The 16,983-nt window shown below is 44.4% G+C and carries 16 protein-coding genes; 9 read left to right on the top strand and 7 right to left on the bottom strand.

What is annotated here, in order from left to right:
- Positions 1 to 90: 90 nt before the first annotated feature.
- Entirely contained in the window at positions 91 to 261 is a 171-nt protein-coding gene (locus LYNGBM3L_RS45865) for a hypothetical protein (protein ID WP_154659839.1), read from the bottom strand.
- Between the two features lie 7 nt (positions 262 to 268).
- On the opposite strand from LYNGBM3L_RS45865, the gene LYNGBM3L_RS17680 reads away from it, so the two are divergent.
- The 6 genes from LYNGBM3L_RS17680 to LYNGBM3L_RS48765 all read left to right on the top strand — a co-directional run bounded on the left by LYNGBM3L_RS17680 (position 269) and on the right by LYNGBM3L_RS48765 (position 8,074).
- Positions 269 to 2,197 (top strand): tetratricopeptide repeat protein, encoded by a 1,929-nt coding sequence (locus LYNGBM3L_RS17680; RefSeq protein WP_044493625.1) that lies wholly within the window; start codon positions 269 to 271, stop codon positions 2,195 to 2,197.
- Between the two features lie 339 nt (positions 2,198 to 2,536).
- Positions 2,537 to 2,887, top strand: a complete 351-nt coding sequence (locus LYNGBM3L_RS17675) for a hypothetical protein (protein WP_008186018.1) — start codon at positions 2,537 to 2,539, stop codon at positions 2,885 to 2,887.
- A gap of 154 nt (positions 2,888 to 3,041) precedes the next feature.
- Entirely contained in the window at positions 3,042 to 5,144 is a 2,103-nt protein-coding gene (locus tag LYNGBM3L_RS17670) for an NACHT domain-containing protein (RefSeq protein WP_008186016.1), read from the top strand.
- A gap of 71 nt (positions 5,145 to 5,215) precedes the next feature.
- Complete coding sequence (locus LYNGBM3L_RS43810) at positions 5,216 to 5,548, top strand: hypothetical protein (RefSeq protein WP_154659838.1); 333 nt, start codon at positions 5,216 to 5,218, stop codon at positions 5,546 to 5,548.
- A 160-nt stretch (positions 5,549 to 5,708) separates the two neighbouring features.
- Positions 5,709 to 7,892, top strand: a complete 2,184-nt coding sequence (locus LYNGBM3L_RS48770) for an NACHT domain-containing protein (protein ID WP_008186012.1) — start codon at positions 5,709 to 5,711, stop codon at positions 7,890 to 7,892.
- 50 nt (positions 7,893 to 7,942) lie between these two features.
- On the top strand, positions 7,943 to 8,074 hold the full coding sequence (locus LYNGBM3L_RS48765; protein ID WP_267872051.1) for a hypothetical protein: 132 nt from the start codon (positions 7,943 to 7,945) through the stop codon (positions 8,072 to 8,074).
- 77 nt (positions 8,075 to 8,151) lie between these two features.
- Here the strand turns inward: LYNGBM3L_RS48765 and LYNGBM3L_RS17660 are convergent, their stop codons facing one another.
- From LYNGBM3L_RS17660 to LYNGBM3L_RS17645, 4 genes are all read right to left on the bottom strand, one after another.
- Positions 8,152 to 8,343: a hypothetical protein gene (locus LYNGBM3L_RS17660; RefSeq protein WP_008186010.1), complete on the bottom strand. Its 192-nt coding sequence runs from the start codon at positions 8,341 to 8,343 to the stop codon at positions 8,152 to 8,154.
- Between the two features lie 121 nt (positions 8,344 to 8,464).
- Positions 8,465 to 8,677, bottom strand: a complete 213-nt coding sequence (locus LYNGBM3L_RS43805; RefSeq protein ID WP_161603172.1) for a hypothetical protein — start codon at positions 8,675 to 8,677, stop codon at positions 8,465 to 8,467.
- A 381-nt stretch (positions 8,678 to 9,058) separates the two neighbouring features.
- Positions 9,059 to 10,456: an ABC transporter ATP-binding protein gene (locus tag LYNGBM3L_RS17650; RefSeq protein WP_044493623.1), complete on the bottom strand. Its 1,398-nt coding sequence runs from the start codon at positions 10,454 to 10,456 to the stop codon at positions 9,059 to 9,061.
- Between the two features lie 34 nt (positions 10,457 to 10,490).
- Positions 10,491 to 11,645: a DMT family transporter gene (locus LYNGBM3L_RS17645; protein WP_008186007.1), complete on the bottom strand. Its 1,155-nt coding sequence runs from the start codon at positions 11,643 to 11,645 to the stop codon at positions 10,491 to 10,493.
- A 51-nt stretch (positions 11,646 to 11,696) separates the two neighbouring features.
- Here LYNGBM3L_RS17645 and cobO point away from each other — a divergent pair, with 51 nt between their 5' ends.
- Positions 11,697 to 12,398 (top strand): cob(I)yrinic acid a,c-diamide adenosyltransferase, encoded by a 702-nt coding sequence (cobO, locus tag LYNGBM3L_RS17640; RefSeq protein ID WP_008186006.1) that lies wholly within the window; start codon positions 11,697 to 11,699, stop codon positions 12,396 to 12,398.
- Between the two features lie 162 nt (positions 12,399 to 12,560).
- Here cobO and LYNGBM3L_RS17635 read toward each other — a convergent pair whose 3' ends face one another.
- Positions 12,561 to 12,785 (bottom strand): ferredoxin family protein, encoded by a 225-nt coding sequence (locus tag LYNGBM3L_RS17635; RefSeq protein ID WP_071986901.1) that lies wholly within the window; start codon positions 12,783 to 12,785, stop codon positions 12,561 to 12,563.
- Between the two features lie 971 nt (positions 12,786 to 13,756).
- On the opposite strand from LYNGBM3L_RS17635, the gene LYNGBM3L_RS17630 reads away from it, so the two are divergent.
- Together LYNGBM3L_RS17630 and LYNGBM3L_RS17625 are read left to right on the top strand one after the other, a co-directional pair.
- The gene (locus tag LYNGBM3L_RS17630; protein ID WP_008186003.1) at positions 13,757 to 14,758 is read left to right on the top strand and encodes an RNA polymerase sigma factor, RpoD/SigA family; all 1,002 of its coding nucleotides are present in this window, start codon (positions 13,757 to 13,759) and stop codon (positions 14,756 to 14,758) included.
- Between the two features lie 614 nt (positions 14,759 to 15,372).
- On the top strand, positions 15,373 to 15,981 hold the full coding sequence (locus LYNGBM3L_RS17625; RefSeq protein ID WP_008186002.1) for a hypothetical protein: 609 nt from the start codon (positions 15,373 to 15,375) through the stop codon (positions 15,979 to 15,981).
- 168 nt (positions 15,982 to 16,149) lie between these two features.
- Here the strand turns inward: LYNGBM3L_RS17625 and LYNGBM3L_RS17620 are convergent, their stop codons facing one another.
- A complete protein-coding gene (locus LYNGBM3L_RS17620; protein ID WP_008186000.1) occupies positions 16,150 to 16,965 on the bottom strand; it encodes a lysophospholipid acyltransferase family protein in 816 nt (271 codons plus the stop codon).
- Between the last annotated feature and the right edge of the window lie 18 nt (positions 16,966 to 16,983).

The raw sequence follows: 16,983 nt of genomic DNA, 5'->3' as shown, positions 1-16,983 counted from the left end.
CTATCAGCTATCAGCTATCAGCTATGGGCCTGTGGCCAGGCTACTTGAGATGCTTTTGAATAAAATAAGCATCTCAAGTAGCGTGAGCTTTTAGCTCACGGCTGACGGCTGACCACTGACCACTGACCGCTGACCGCTGACCGCTGACCGCTGACCGCTGACCGCTGAATGCTTACAATCATGTTGACAGTTAACTAGACTTGCCAGAAGTCTATTCTGATTTTGAGCTATTTTTGAGTAAAGTCGGCACGGATCAGGCAAAAGGTTTATGTCTAACGAGATGGGATTGGGCGATCGCTATTTTGAATTAATCGATGACATTGTCAAAACTACCCTGAAGGGGAAGATCCGTTCTAAATCCCAGGTCTATCAGATGTTGGTCAAGGGCGTTCAGGTTGGCACTGGGGAAATTTTTGAACGTTGCCTTGATCAGCGCTTCGATATGACTCAGGCAGAAATAGATAATCCTAAAAGTGAATTGAAGCAAGCCAAGGCAATTCGGAAACTCAGGGCGCTTAATACCATTCGTGGTGAATGGGAACAGTGGCAGGAAGAAAACCGAGTTTCTGAAACTATCACTAGCGCTATTAAATCCATTACTACTGCTGAACCGGCTGACCGCTTTACGGCTTTATTGCGAGTGATTGACCCCAATCAACAACCACCGCTAACTTTACAACAACTGGCGAGCCTGGCTAAACCCCTAAAGCAACAGGCACAACAAGCTTCTGAATCTGATACTGCTAAAGACCTTGGACAACTGGCCGCTGGGATTACGGCGGGTTTGGCATCTTGGCAACGCTTGGAAGATTATCTAGTGAGTTGGATTTATGACCAAAGTCGAGGCTCACTGGGATTTGAGGGTACTCCGGAACAGCGTGGCCCTTGGGGGCTGTGGGGGAAAAAGGTCGATAGCCCGTTACCCCAGTCTTTATTTCAAACTCTAGCGCTAAATCAATCCTTCCATGAATGGGCAGATACTCAGCCCAGTTTGGAACTAGAGGCTTGGGTGGAATTGGCTGTGATTCTCCAGTGCTTGCAGCGAGGACTGGTGAATTGGTTCGATAAAATGGTATATGACTCCAAGATGGGAGCAAAGTTATCGATTTCTACCTTTATCATATTTGCTGTCATTTGGTCTAGGTTAGCTAATGTTTTGAACCAGACAGCAAGTAGTAGCAACGGCAATGCGATGCTCGGTACGAGCCGCTACGCGATCGCAAATGGCTGTTTTCAGGTTTGTCTGCAAATTCTGCGCACCTTTGCCCAACGGGACTACTTCCCCCTCTACGGTGGTGTGTTTGCTAACTTTAGCGGCAACTATCTCCAAGATGCCCTGAATTACCTAGATGAACCCCTGCGGCAAGTAGACCGAACCGAGGAGAAAGCCCGGATTCTAACCTTGTTGGGTTATTCCCTTTGGTCTCAAGGAGCCTATGATCGAGCCAATAACTTCCATCAGCAAGCCTTAGATATTGCCCGTGAGGCTGGGGATAGATTGTGTGAAATTGCTAATTTCAATCACCTCAGTCGGATTTGTGTCGAGCAAGAGAATTATGCTGATGCCATTAACTATAGTCAACGAGCATTAATACTGGCTCGTCAAGCTGGAGACCGGTTAGGGGAAGCTAATGCTTTAGTGAATTTCGGCTACAGTGAAGTGTTTCAAGCTCAGGATAGCCAACAAGCAGAACTAGAGGTGTATGAAAGTGCCATTAACTATCTAGAACAAGGTCGATTATTGTTAGAACGATTAGGGGATTCTCCAGCAGGGAGTTATGGGGTCGGGCAAAGTAAAGCCTTGTGTTTCAGTAGTTTGGGAATTGCCCATGTGGTGGTCGAGCAGTATCAAAAAGCGATCGCATTTTTAGAACAAGGCTGGCAAGCCGCCCAATTTTCTGGGGATTTGTACTTACAAGGCGTGAATTTGGCCTACTTAGCCCAAGCTTGCTACAGCCAGCAAGATTGGCAAAAAGTGATTTACACCGCTAGTTTAGGAGCCTATCTATTAGAGCAAATTGGGTCTGAAGATTGGCGCAAACCAGCTGGGTTGTTAAGTATTTTGCAAGGACAAATGGGACAAGAAGGCTTCCAAACCCTTTTGGCACAGCAACGGTCAAAAATTATTGCTGTCATTGGCGTAGATGGCTATGACTATATTCCGGAATTGCTAGCCAAATACTTAGATTCTCTTTAAGCCTGTAGGGTGGGCAAAAACCGTTTCGTTCTTTTGAGTCTTCTAGATAATCTTACTTTGCCCACCCTACTAGTTGTAGTTGTAGGGTGGGCAAAAACCGTTTCGTTCTTTTGAGTCTTCTAGATAATCTTACTTTGCCCACCCTACTAGTTGTAGTTGTAGGGTGGGCAAAAACCGTTGCGTTCAAATTACTCTTATAGATAATCTTACTTTGCCCACCCTACTTTAATCAGAGAACTTTGCCCACCCTACTTTAATTTGTATTTTTATAACTAGATTCCGGAATGGCTAGCCAAATACTTGGATTTTTAAGTAGGTGCACAAAATTAATGTCACATCATGAAACCGACCCTAACTAAGATCCTTCCCAGCTTTGGGAAACAGACAAGCCTAGCCTTGACAGCCCTAGCCTTAACTGCTGGCATCGTCTCTAATGTCCAGGCTCAGTCATTGCCCTCTGACTTCAAATTGCCCCAACAGTCACGTGGCTTCTTTGTTGATAGTACCAATAGCAGTCAACGGTTCTTTGAGGAAGGAATGTCTATGGGTGAAACAGAAATTAAAAATCTGCTCAACAACAAGCTTTCCTCAGCAGATTCTATCCTTGAAATTAGTGATGAAGTTGTCAATCGAGAAGACATCTTGGAACTAGAAAATCATCAACAATTGCTCGATGATGGTGATAGCTGATAGCTGTTGGCGTGAGTGCGTAGGGTGCTTCGCGGTGAAATGTAACGCACCATCTATAGCTAGAAAGCGATCGCACTATTTGATTTTTCCTTGGCTATATCGATAGCAATTCGTTAAAATTTCATAGAGTAATAAAACAGAGGTCGCTTCAGAGATGAACCTTGCTGAATATCTGACCAATCCCAACGTCCTTCAAAGACTACTCCAGTTACTACTAGGACTACTTATCTGTATTCTCGGACTTTTGAACAATCGCTTTGAGCAGCCAAAAACTCTCTTTCGCAAAATTATAGTAATTGCTGTATGCGTAATAGTTTATGTATTCTTAGCTCATCAAGCAGAAAATTTAGTTTCTCAAAAATCAGCAGAACAGGATACCCAGTGGTTCCAACAAGTGTACTGGATTTTAGGTATTGGTTACCTCTTCGTCTTACCTACAATTTGGTATTTGCTGACAACTAGGCCAGGAAAGCAAACTCAAATCTCTAGACAGATTCCACAGGCAAAGTTACAGCGATGGCGCAGGGATTTGCTCGGAGCAATGGCAGCTGAAGTTAACATGCGCCTTGATGACTCCCTGCACAATCACCACTTGATTCAGTTGGTAATGGCAGACAAGAGAGAGCAAGTGGGTCGTCGAGAAAAAATTACTGTGAATCCTAGCAATTCTCCTCCATGGTGGAAACAGTTGCTCAAGTTTCGTCGAGTAACTACAGACTCTGAACCAGGTCAAAAGGTTATTGAGGTATTTAACCAAGAAGATATTGCCGGGAAACTGTTGATTCTCGGTGCCCCCGGTTCTGGAAAAACCACCATGCTGTTGGATTTGGCCAAGGATTTAATTACACGTGCCCAGCAGCAGGAAAACCAACCAATTCCAATTATTGCTGAACTTTCTGATTGGAAAGATAATAAGCAGCCAATTGCTGAATGGTTGGTGGCTAATTTAAATTTTCGTTATAATCTCCGCAAAGAGATTACTCAGGAGTGGATTACCACCGGTAAGTTGTTACCTCTTCTGGATGGTTTGGATGAGTTGGGTTTAGAGCGGCAAAGGTTATGTGTTCAGCAATTAAATCAGTTTGTCAAAGATGTTCCTCAAATTGTGGTCTGCTGTCGCGAAGAAGAATACAAAGCTAGTGAGCAAATTCTGGAGATGCGGGGAGCAGTCTGTCTGCAACCTTTGAGCGATCAGCAGATTGAAGCTTATTTAAAGGGGTTAAACTGTCAGCAACTCTGGCCAGGAATTCAGCAAGATTCAGAGGGGTTGCTAGAGTTAGCCAGAATGCCCTTCCTATTACATTTAATTCCCGTTGCTTATCCCGATGGTTTGAAGCCAGTAGAGAGAGAGCTTAAGGATCCTAAAGCAAAGGAAGACTATCAGAACCAATGCCGTCAAAAGTTATTTCAGGATTACATTGACCGTAAACTAAAGGAATCCCATAACCGTCGAGGTTATTCAGAAGAGGAAACAAGGCGCTGGTTAGGCTGGCTTGCTAAAGGATTGAAGGAGGAAAAACAAACGGAGTTTTGGATTGAAAAAATGCAGCCTGATATGTTGAATAAATCCCGAAAAAAGGGTTTGTATCAGCTGAGTCTTGGGCTGGTTTATGGGCTGATTTTTTCAATGATTTTTGATCTGAGTCTTGGGCTATTTTATGGGGTAATTTATGGGCGATTTTTTAATAAAGTAGATCTTTCTAAAACTATTACACTTTCATGGAAAGACAGAAAAAAAATAATTGAAGAGCTGATTTATGGGCTGATTTATGGGCTGAGTGTTGGGCTGATTTATGGGCTGAGTGTTGGGCTGAGTGTTGGGCTGATTAGAGGGCTAATTATAGGGCTGCTTTATGGGCTGATTAGGGGGCTGAGTGGAGAAGAAGTAAAAACCAGAAATAAACCCAATCAGAGGATTAAAGAATCCGCTAAAAATACCGTTATTCTTAGTTTAATTAGTTTTCCTGGAACTTTCTTGTTGTTTGTATTACCTGATCTAGTATCAGGAGAGAATGTTAAACTACTCAGCATGTTAATTGGTGCTTCTGGCCTGGCAATGTTAATTGGCTTTTCATATGCTGGCAGACCTGTCATTCAGCACTTCGTCCTCCGCCTCATTCTCTGGCGCAGTGGTTCAATCCCCTGGGATTACGCCCATTTCCTGAGCTATGCCACAGAACGCCGCTTGATCAAGCAAGTGGGTGGACGCTATCGATTCATCCACGATTTGCTGCGGGAGCACTTTGCCACAACCTAGAGTGGGGAGTGTGGGACCATGTCACCTTGTCTTGATGCAGTCGCTCATGGGGGAAACCACGCCAGTTGCTCATGGGGGAGACCCCCAAGACCGCACTGGCTCCCCAAGACCGCGCTGCATCGCTTGTAATTAAGTATATCGATCGCCCCGATCTCACCAAACTTTCCACACTTCCCACACTCCCTATTATTCTTGATCCATTGGCAGACTTTTATGGAATCCCCCCAACTGCGATCGCTCTTTTAGGATGCTTCGCGGTGAAATGTAACGCACCATCTATATCTAGAAAGCGATCGCACTCCCCCCACTTACCAAACTTCCCCCACATTCCTGTTTTATCAAACTGCGTAGAATATTTAATTGTTCCTTGGTTGTATAGACGCCAATTCGTTAAACTATCATAAAATCATCAAACAGTGCTCGCTTTAGACAGGGTGCATCTGACTATCTTGATGCAATAGCGAGTGGGGTAAACCACGGCAATAGCGAGTGGGGTAAACCCCCAATACCGCGCTCCATCGCCTTCGTTATAGATTTACAACTTTGAGATGCATCCCTTCAGACATGAACCTTGCTGAATATCTGACCAATCCCAACGTCCTTAAACTACTACTATTGGTATTACTAGGAATATTTACCTGTATTGTCGGACTTTTGATCAATCGCTTTGAGGAGCAAAACACTCGCCTTCGCAAAATTATAGTAATTGCTCTATGCACAATCTATGGAGTCTTAGGTGCTGTAGGAGGACATTTAGTTTTTAAACCATCAGCAGAACAGGATAACGACTGGTTCCAACAAGTCTACTGGATTTTAGGTATTGGTTACGTCTTCGCCTTACCTACAATTGGGTATTTACTCACAACTAAACTAGGTAACCAAACTCAAATCCCTAAACAGATTCCACAGGTAAATTTACAGCAATGGCGCAAGGACTTGCTGGAAGCAATGGCAGCTGAAGTTAACATGCGCCTTGACGACTCCCTGCACAATGACCAATTGATTCAGTTGGTAATGGCAGACAAGAGAGAGCAAGTGGGTCGTCCAGAAAAAATTACTGTCAATCTTAGCAATTCTCCTCCATGGTGGAAACAGTTGCTCAAGTTTCGTCGAGTAACTACAGAGTCTGAACCAGGTCAAAAGGTTATTGAGGTATTTAACCAAGAGGATATTGCCGGGAAACTGTTGATTCTCGGTGCGCCTGGTTCTGGAAAAACCACCATGCTGTTGGATTTGGGCAAGGATTTAATTAGACGTGCCCAGGAGCAGCCAAACCAACCTATTCCAATTATTGCTGAACTTTCGGATTGGAAAGATAATAAGCAGCCCATTGCTGAATGGTTAGCAGCTTATTTAAAGTCTCGTTATAATCTCCCCGAAGCCATTACTCAGGAGTGGATTAAAACCGGTCAGTTGTTACCTCTTCTGGATGGTTTAGATGAGTTGGGTTTAGAGCGGCAGAACTTATGTGTTCAGCAATTAAATCAGTTTCTCAAAGATGTTCCTCAAATTGTGGTCTGCTGTCGTGACGAAGAATACAAAGCCGGTGAGCAAATTCTGGAAATGCGGGGAGCAGTCTGTTTGCAACCTTTAACCGATCAGCAGATTGAAGCTTATTTAAAACGGTTAAAGTGTTACCACCTCTGGCCAGGAATTCAGCAAGATTCAGATGGGTTGCTAGAGTTAGCCAGAATGCCCTTACTATTGCATTTGATTCCCGTTGCTTATCCCGATGGGTTGAAGCGAGTAAAAAGAGAGTTTAAGGATCCTAAAGCAAAGGAAGCCTATCGGAACCAATGCCGTCAAACGTTATTTGAGGATTACATTAACCGTAAACTAAAGGAAAACCATAACCGTCGAGGTTATTCAGAAGAGGATACCAGGCGCTGGTTAGGCTGGCTTGCTAAACAATTGAAGGATCGAAAACAAACCGAGTTTTTGATTGAAAAAATGCAGCCTGATATGTTGAATAGTTCCATAGAAAATAGGTTGTATAAGCTGATTGTTGGTCTGATTGTCGGTCTGATTTTGGGGATGATTTTGGGGCTGATTGTCGGGCTGATTTTCGGGCTGATTGTCGGGCTGATTTTCGGGCTGATTGTCGGGCTGATTTTCGGGCTGATTGTCGGGCTGATTTTCGGGCTGATTGCAGGGCTGATTGATAATAATATAAGCCCTTATGAAACTATGCCATTTTCATGGCAAGAAATTAAAAAAAATATTGAAAATATCATTATCGTGCTGATTGTCGGGCTGATTGTCGGGCTGATTGTCGGGCTGATTGCAGGGCTGATTGTCGGGCTGATTTTCGGGCTGATTGTCGCGCTGATTGTCGCGCTGAGTGAAGGGCTGAGTGAAGTGCTGATTGGAGAAGAAAAAAAAACCAGCAATAAACCAAATCAGGGGATTAAAGAATCTGCTAAAAATACCGTTATTCTTAGTTTAATTAGTTTGCCTGTAACTTTGTTGTTGTTTGTATTACTTACTTTAGCTTTGGGAAGGAATCTTGAACTATTCAGTACATTAATTTTTGGTTTTGGGATGGCAATGTTAATTGGCTTTTCATTTGCTGGCAAACCCGTCATTCAGCACTTCGTCCTCCGCCTCATTCTCTGGCGCAGTGGTTCAATCCCCTGGGATTACGCTGATTTCCTGAGCTATGCCACAGAACGCCGCCTGATCAAGCAAGTCGGTGGACGCTATCGATTCATCCACGATTTGCTGCGGGAGCACTTTGCCACCACCTAGTGTGGGGGTTAATAATGGAATGATTTTAAAAGTTTTGTGGAACGGGCATCTTGGTGGAATGGGCATCTTGCGTAGAACGGGCATCTTGCGTAGAACGGGCATCTTGCCTAGAACTGGCATCTTGCCTAGAACTGGCATCTTGCGTGGAACTGGCATCTTGCGTAGAACTGGCATCTTGGTAGAACTGGCATCTTGCCAGTTTCAATATATTTTCGAGCGGGCAGGATGCCCACTCTACTCCTATTGATTCCTTAACTCCCTATTCTTCTTGATCCATCGGCAGACTTATATCCAAAAAAATAAGGAACTTAGCATCAGGCATGAGCCGCTTCAGAGCCTGCACATAGCTTTTGGCATCGCAAAGGTTGTCAAACCGAGCGAAAACCAATGGTGGCATGGGTGGCAATAGCCTCACCAGTACCCATGGGTATAGGCTTAGACCATAGTACATAATAAATGTATCTCCTTTAAGTGGGAGCCAGAGCCAGCCTTGGCCTGAGGAATATCCGTAGGCTGGCTCTTGCCGTTAATTTTAAAGTGGGCAATTTTATTGTAGCACAAAAAACATATTATTATAGCATATTTTGAAAAGTTTTGTAAAAAATTTTTGAGGGAATCGGGAATCGGGAGTCGGGAGTCGGGAATCGGGAATCGGGAATCGGGAATCGGGAATCGGGAGTCGGGAGTAGGGAATCGGGAATCGGGAATCGGGAATCGGGAGTCGTCAGAACAGGAGAGAATTCCAAGCAAAATTCCCTCTGAACAAAGGATAAAATTCCACGCAAAAGTCCCCCTTACTAAAGAGGATTTAGGGGGATCAAAATCGGCGATTAAATTTATGATCCTGTTTGCATCAATGCAAAAGTCCCCCTTACTAAAGAGGATTTAGGGGGATCAAAATCGGCGATTAAATTTATGATCCTGTTTAAATCAATGCAAAAGTCCCCCTTACTAAGGGGGATTTAGGGGGATCAAAATCGGCGATTAAATTTATGATCCTGTTTACATCAATTCCTCTGCTTTCGAGAGTAGAAGTTTGCGAAAACTGAGGGAAAGTCTAGCAGTCAGGCCTTTGGGTGGTGCGTTACGGGACGGATTGTCCTAACACTGGCTACCGAGAAAATCAGGGATCCCTCGTCCCTAACGCACCCTACGGAACTTACCACTTAGCTAATAGAGGACTTAGTAATCGCCATCCCATCATGGGGGTTAAATAAATGAATCTTCTCTGGGTCTATGGACAGCCAAATTTCGTCACCTATTCTGACAATTTTATCTGGTGGCACTCTGACCTGAAGAGGGCTAGAGTCTTCAGGGATACTCACGGATAGATAAGTCTCGTTACCTAAGGCTTCCACTAGATCAACGGTCACCATCAAGTTTTTGGGAGCAGGAGCACTGATACTCATATGTTCAGGACGAACTCCTAAGGTTAAGGATTGACCATCATACTGGTGCAGTATCGGTTCCCAAACTTCTGGAAGAGTCAGGCGGAAATCAGAATTACACACTACCCGAGGGGCTTTCACCTGAACCGGGATAAAATTCATCGGTGGTGAACCAATGAATTCCGCCACAAACCGGTTAGCAGGTTGATTATATATTTCTAGAGGGGCAGCAATCTGTTGGATGCGACCGTCTTTCATCACCGCGATCCGATCCCCCATAGTCATGGCTTCGGTTTGGTCGTGGGTGACGTAGATCGTAGTTGTACCTAACTGCCGCTGTAGTTTTACAATTTGGCTGCGAGTCTCTGCCCGGAGTTTAGCATCCAAATTAGATAGGGGTTCATCCATTAAAAACACCTGGGGATTACGGGAAATTGCCCGTCCCAGAGCAATCCGTTGTTTTTGTCCCCCAGACAGCTGCTTTGGCAATCGATTCAGCAAGTGTTCTACTTGTAGCAACTTAGCTACTTTGCGAACCTGCTGATCAATCTTTTTCTCTCGTTCGGAGAGGTATCGCAGTTCCCGAGGAAGCGATCGCGTCATTGTGGTTAAGACATTTTCCAGATTCGAGCGAACTTCCCCATTCAACATGCCTGTAGCCACAAGCCCTTGCTTGATTTGCGGTGGCATATTCTTTCCCCAATGCACACTATTAGAGTTCCCATTAGAGTCTTCTGCCGTGTTGAATTGCCCATAGCCAGTTCGTCTGAGTCCAAACGCAATGTTTTCATAGACACTCAGATGGGGATAGAGGGCATAATTTTGAAACACCATGGCGATGTCTCGTTCTTTGGGTGGTAAGTCATTAACTTGTCTGTTCCCCACCCAGATTTTGCCCGCAGTCAATTCCTCTAGTCCAGCAATAATCCGCAATAGAGTACTTTTGCCACAGCCTGAAGGACCAACCAGCACCATAAACTCGCCATCGTTGACTTCCAGATTTATGCGCCGCAAGATATTAAGGGTTTTAGGTGTCTGTCCAGACTTTTCTGCTTCAAGGCTTGGTGACTCTTCGTTGTTTGTCACCTTAGGTTCCGTTGTTACTGGTGCAACAACAGTATCCCCTTTCCGGGCGGGAACACTTTTATAAACGTTTTCCAGAATAACCTGTGCCACGTTGGTCAATATCCAATTACGCTTAATTTTTTCTTTACTGTGATCGTTTCCAACTCTGATGCCGCAATTTTTCCATACTTAGGGTTACCACCCCTAACGTTACCAGAAACAATCCGATAATTTCCTGTAACCGTAAACCTTGTTGAATAATCCCCACGGCTAAGACGGTAGTTAACACTGGTGCTGTTGACCCGATAATCGAAGCTGGACGCCCACCAATGAGCCTGATGGCAAGGTTTTGCACCAGATAGCTCACTAACGTTATCACCCCCAACCCCAGACAGCTTAGGTATACAGCCATTCTGTGGGTGGGTTCAACAAAAAAACGCCAGGATTGATCTAGGGGAAATGATAAGCTCAGGCTAGAAAATACCAAAATTAATGTAAAATTAATAAAGCTATAAGGAATAGGGTTGAGCTTTCTAGCACTGACTTGGGTCAAGATAATGTAAACAGCGAAGGTCAAACCCGCACCAGCTGCAGCTAGAACTCCCAATTCAGAAGAGGGCTGCTTAGCTGCAAGACTAGGTAGGGAAATAAGCAACGCTCCACCCACAACACCAACCATGACTAGACCACGAACTAGATGTGGGCTAAATAGATCCCAGGGAAATAGATGTGTACGATTACCAAACAGCAATCCTGTCAAGATTACCGTCACAATCGGATATATAAAAAAAATCGTGATTGCTACCCCTGGTTGAATAAGACCTAATGATAGGTATAATAGCACTTGGGATAAAAATAAAAAGAAGCTACTCGCCACGATCTGGCTAAATAAAGGCAAGTCTCCCGAGTGAGCACAACGCCTAATATCTCGCCATACCGATGGGTAGAGTAACCTAGCCACAAATGCCATTAGCGGTACTACCACCAGCATCTTTAGCCACAGAATCAGCAGGGAGTTGCCAAAACCAGGAGCCATCAGGCCTCCCACTTGAACATTCTGTAGACCAAAGAGCCAAGATTGATTAAAGATTACATTTATAATTATATTCTGAAACGACAAAATTAGGCAAGAGAGTAAGGCCAAAAGCACCCCAATGGAGATTTTATTTGGGATTTTCACACGACTTTTATGCGATCGCGTCAGCTGGTGTGGGATAGCTTGATCAGCAGCACTCCTCTGTTTTGGGGATACCATAAGTTTCTTGGTGTTGGCAGAGATAGCAATATAAGCAATAAGCATCTTTGATGCTGTATGCTAAAGAGTCGCTCAAAATGAATTGATCATAAACCCATGAATACCACAATCAAGTCTGCCAGTGATTCCAACCAAGGTCTAGAATCGGTAAACACCGCTGATTCCTCTGGCACTGGGCTAACGCGGACGCAATATCAGCAAAAAATGCAGCGACGCAAGGAGATACAGGAACAACGCCTAGCTAAAGCCTCCAAACAAAAAGGGCTGATTGTGGTTAATACCGGCAATGGCAAAGGTAAGACCACCGCTGGCTTAGGCATGGTCTTGCGTACCCTTGGTCATGGCTACCGAGTTGTGATTGTACAATTTATTAAGGGTGCTTGGGAACCCGCCGAAAAAGCTGCCTTAGAGCACTGGACAGTAGCCACGGATAACAATCCCCCTCAATTAGAGTTCCATGCCATGGGCGAAGGCTTTACCTGGGAGACTCAAGATCGAGAGCGAGACATCGAAAAAGCCCAATCCGCCTGGGATGCCGCCTTAGGGTTTATCCGTAACCCTGACATTAAGCTAGTGCTATTGGATGAGATTAACATAGCCTTGAAACTCAACTATCTAAGCATTGAGCAGGTTTTGGCTGGACTAGACGAAAAACCGGCTGATTCCCATGTCATCTTAACCGGTAGGGGAGCACCAGCCGCCCTAATTGAACGAGCTGACTTAGTCACAGAGATGACCTTAGTCAAGCATCCTTTAAAAGAACAGGGGATTAAGGCGCAACCTGGTATCGAGTTTTAATAGTGAGTTTTACTATTAAGTTTTTATTAAGTTTTAATTCTGTTAACCAGGGGAGTAGGGGAGAAATTTTTGAACTATTTCTCAACACTCCACAATCCCCAAGTTTTCTGCTTAATGCTTTGCGATAGTTGTCACACCAATAGCGTGGGTGGTCACAAAAAATTATGGCGTTTTCTGCAAATCAGGTCGCTCTTCTGGTATAATAGCTTTCTCCACTGGACAGACTTCGACACAAATGCCACAGTCAATGCAGCTAGAAAAGTCAATCCAGTACCAGTCACTCCCGAGGGCATTTTTCCCTGGTCCTGGATGAATGCACGCCACTGGGCAACATTCAACGCAATCAGCAATTCCTTGGCAAGTATCGGTAACAATCGTGTGTGGCACAGTGTTTTCTTTAAGCGCTAGTTGGTCGGATGTGGATCTTTCTTAATTCTATAGTTAGCTAAGTTCCCCCTAGCCAACTCCAACCAATTACTTCCAATTATTGAATTACCAGTGGCAGTTCATGCTGCGTGTCTAGACATCACGACCCCTATCAGTTCGGTTATCTCACTTTGGAGTATCTATCTATTTCCTGATTATTGGGTGATTATTTTAATGGAGGATGTACCTGAGGCTTAATCTCCTAAGCCCCACCAAGGTCCTGTCGTCCCACCAATGTAATCTACTGACTCTGTCCCTATGATATTGCTATTTTTTCGTCAAAGCAAACAATTGTTGAACCTTTTCACCTTTACCGGGGTCTAAATATGTAATACAATGGAGCTATGTTGAAATCATAATGACTTCGAATTAATCTGATTTAACCATTACTAAAGGGGATTAACCTAAAGACCTCAAACCACCTGCGGGAGGCTGGTTGCTGCCAGGTTAGTAGGAAACTACTACAGGAGTAAGGCTCGATCAGCCAAACCTCCGGACGCTGTGTAAGACCAATCTGTAAATACCTTATATATTATATATAAGTATATATCAAGTATAGATACTTATATAGCTACAGGGGGGCAGCGGCAGATGAAACTGGAATCCATCAACCCCACATCTTCGATTGGGTGGCGGGTACAACACCCACGCTTCAAGAGTAATGAGCTTTAGAGCCTGGTCAACTTGTAGGAGTACCTAAGCTGGGGAAAGCCCCAGACAAAACCTAGAAAAACTTGACTTAGTATAGAGCGTCAATGTTACCCTTAAATCTCTTTCTAACGAAGGAGGTAGGTGGTTAATACCTCTTGTAATAAATGTAAGGCAATCCATGGCGCAATAATCTCAAGGGAAAGAGATTGTAGTTACTTGATGGAGTAAACATCCGCAACAGAATCTACTATACTGCTTGTTTTTGGAGTCACCACTCACCCATGCCCACTTCTAAAACCAAAACCAAAACTACCAAGCCGACCAAGCCGACCAAGCCTACCTTCTCAGCAGATATGGTTCGTACCTATCTTCATGAGATCGGTCGCGTACCTCTGCTGACCCATGAGCAAGAAATTGTTTATGGTAAGCAAGTGCAGCAAATGATGGCACTCTTAGGGGAAAAAGCCACCTTGGCACAGGAGCTAGAGCGCGAACCGACAACTGAAGAGTGGGCTTCGTACGTTAATAAGAGCGAAGCAGAACTGAAAAAAGCCATAGACCAAGGTACTCGTGCCAAGCGCAAGATGATTGAAGCGAATCTGCGCCTAGTAGTAGCGATCGCTAAGAAATATCAAAAGCGCAACATGGAATTCTTGGACTTGATCCAGGAAGGTACCTTGGGCTTAGAGCGAGGGGTTGAGAAATTTGACCCAACCAGGGGCTACAAGTTTTCCACCTACGCCTATTGGTGGATTCGGCAAGCGATTACCCGTGCGATCGCTCAGCAAGCTCGTGCAATTCGGCTGCCTATCCACATTACCGAAAAGCTCAACAAAATTAAGAAAGTACAACGGGAACTATCCCAGACCCTAGGTCGCAATGCTACTCCCACCGAGATTGCTAAAGAGTTGGATTTAGAACCAGCTCAGATTAGGGAATATTTGAGCATTGCTCGTCAGCCCATCTCTCTTGACGTTCGGGTCGGAGATAACCAAGACACAGAGCTGTCTGAGCTGCTAGAAGATGATGGTCTAACACCGGTTAACTACACCACTCAGGAGTCCTTGCGGCAAGACCTAAATCTGCTGTTAGCAGAACTTACCCCCCAACAGCGGGAAGTGCTAGCGCTACGCTTTGGGTTAGAGGATGGCAAAGAGCTGTCTCTGGCTAAAGTTGGTAAGCGACTTAACCTCAGTCGTGAACGGGTACGCCAGTTAGAACATCAAGCCTTAGCACAGCTACGGCGTCGCCATGCTAATTTCCGGGAGTACATCGCTAGCTAGCTAATGGTTGACTGTCTTCCAAGCATGAGTGGTAGCCAGAAACGGTTACCACTTATTTTTTTGTAAAGAAATGTAAAAAACACCGAAATCTCTGTTCTGACCTTTGGAGTATTTCTATAGTCAGAGCAAAATTGACATCACTGTATAAGTTCACCGATAAGTTCACAAAATTTTCACATCAAAACGGGAGAGTGAGGAGGTAAAAAAACCTGGGAGAGCCATTTAAGAAGCAATTTCTAAGTTAACCTGGACGAAAAATTATTCCAAGGGTTGAATAAAAGATGAGTCTGGACTCACCTATTTCAGCAAAAGGTCACCCAGCTATTGCTTGAGCAAGGGTCAACCAATAGCTGGGTGAAAGCTGATAGTCAAGCTTCAGCAAAATTTCAGGCTATGACCAGCGCCAACTGTGACAGTTGATAAACCGATCAACAAAGGAACAAACCAAAGCATAGTTTAGGCTTAAATAGGTTTATAACCTTAAGAGTCAACATAACTCTGGTTTAGGAAAAATTAACTTTTTCTGATTGATTATGGCTTCATCAATTGATGGTCTAAACTCTCAGAATTTTTGCTTAGGGTGTCTTACAGTTTTTTTTTCAAAGGGGGTAAGTATGATGCTTAACCAATTAACTGGATCGTTCTTGTCAGCACGTCAACTGCTAAATCTTAGAAAACTACCCCTGACAAGGCTATTGCTAACGATAGGATTGGTAACTACCTCATCAACTATAGCAACAGCAGCACCTCAACGGCCAGATCAAGCCATTGATACTACAGGTAGAGCGTACACTCAAGCAACGAATCCAAATGCATCAATGCCTGATGATGGCATCTACCTCTATGGTGAATCCTCACAACCAGGACAGATTGGTCAAGAATATCTAGTATTTGAAGCGAATCAGGGCAAGGTGCTTGGTGCGGTATATATGCCTCAGTCAGAGTATAGCTGTTTTTACGGCACCCTAGATTCAAAACAAATGAATTTGACGGTTATTGATCCCTACAACCAAACCGCTTTGTCCCATACCATTTCCCGTGAACAGCGCTCACCCATTGCTATAGTTGGTGAACGGCTAAGCCTTGACCATCGCTATAGCGCTATTACTTATCCTTACCACGTTGGACTAGAAGGATATCAAGCAATTAGTTCTATTAGTGATAGTGACCAGGAAATTTTGAGGGTTTGCCGGGATAACTACCAAGCAAGAGTCACCGAGTGATTAATGCTCCCTAGGACTAATACTAGTTGCTAGGTAATTCAAGGAAAGAATTGACCATTAACAACGTTGGATTAGGTATAAGGCTTCCTGTAGGGAGCATTAAATCAAAAATCCAATCTCTAAAATTTAAATGCTATGCTCATTAAACCCTAAAATTGGAACAGTTACTCATAATCCAGCAACCAAACGATTTAGCTCCGATTGCATTTGATTAGAAACTTGCTGGTAACAAGCATTAACATAATCTTGATCGCGAGCAGCAACACGACCATAACGCTCAAAAACAATCGGAGGGCAAACACGAGTTGTAATAGGTATGGGCAAGGGTATATTGGGTAGAGGACCAATCCCCAATCCCCAAGGCAAACCGAGATAAATTGGGAAAACTTGTGGGTCAAGACCAAATAACCAGGGCATCCCCAACTCGTTTAGTTGTCGTGCCTGTTCATAGCAGTCACCTAAGACAATCAGGGTATCATGGGCACCGTTGGATATAATCGGAACAATGGGAACCTTTTCTCGTAGTGCCAGTTTAATAAAGCCCTTACGTCCAGCCAATTGAATTTGATGACGCTGGCTATGGGGACGGAACACATCTTGGGCACCCCCTGGATAGACTAAGACACTAGCTCCCTTACGAAAAGCAGCGATCGCCATTTGGGGATGAGCCATGATTGCCCCCATCTTTGCCGCTAGCTGCGCCAGGGCTGGATAAATGTGCCAGGCATTGGAATGCATCAGACCATAAACTGGACGCTGGGTGCCAAAGCGGCGAAACCAGTCATACATCATCATCACCATATCAGGGGAAGCTAATCCACCATTGTGGGAACCAACCAACAGCACCTTACTGTCCGGAATGTGCTGCCAGCCATCAGTTTTCACCCGAAAGTAGTAGCGATAAAACCATTCCCACTGGGGCAGATAGGATTTAATTACTTCTGGATCTCGCTCTTCTAAAGACCAACCAAACCGATGCGTCAAGGCTATACTATTGAGTTA

The sequence above is a fragment of the Moorena producens 3L genome (assembly GCF_000211815.1).
GTDB lineage: Bacteria > Cyanobacteriota > Cyanobacteriia > Cyanobacteriales > Coleofasciculaceae > Moorena > Moorena producens.
Note: the sequence above shows the minus strand (reverse complement) of the source record. Positions and strands in the feature narration are given on the sequence as shown.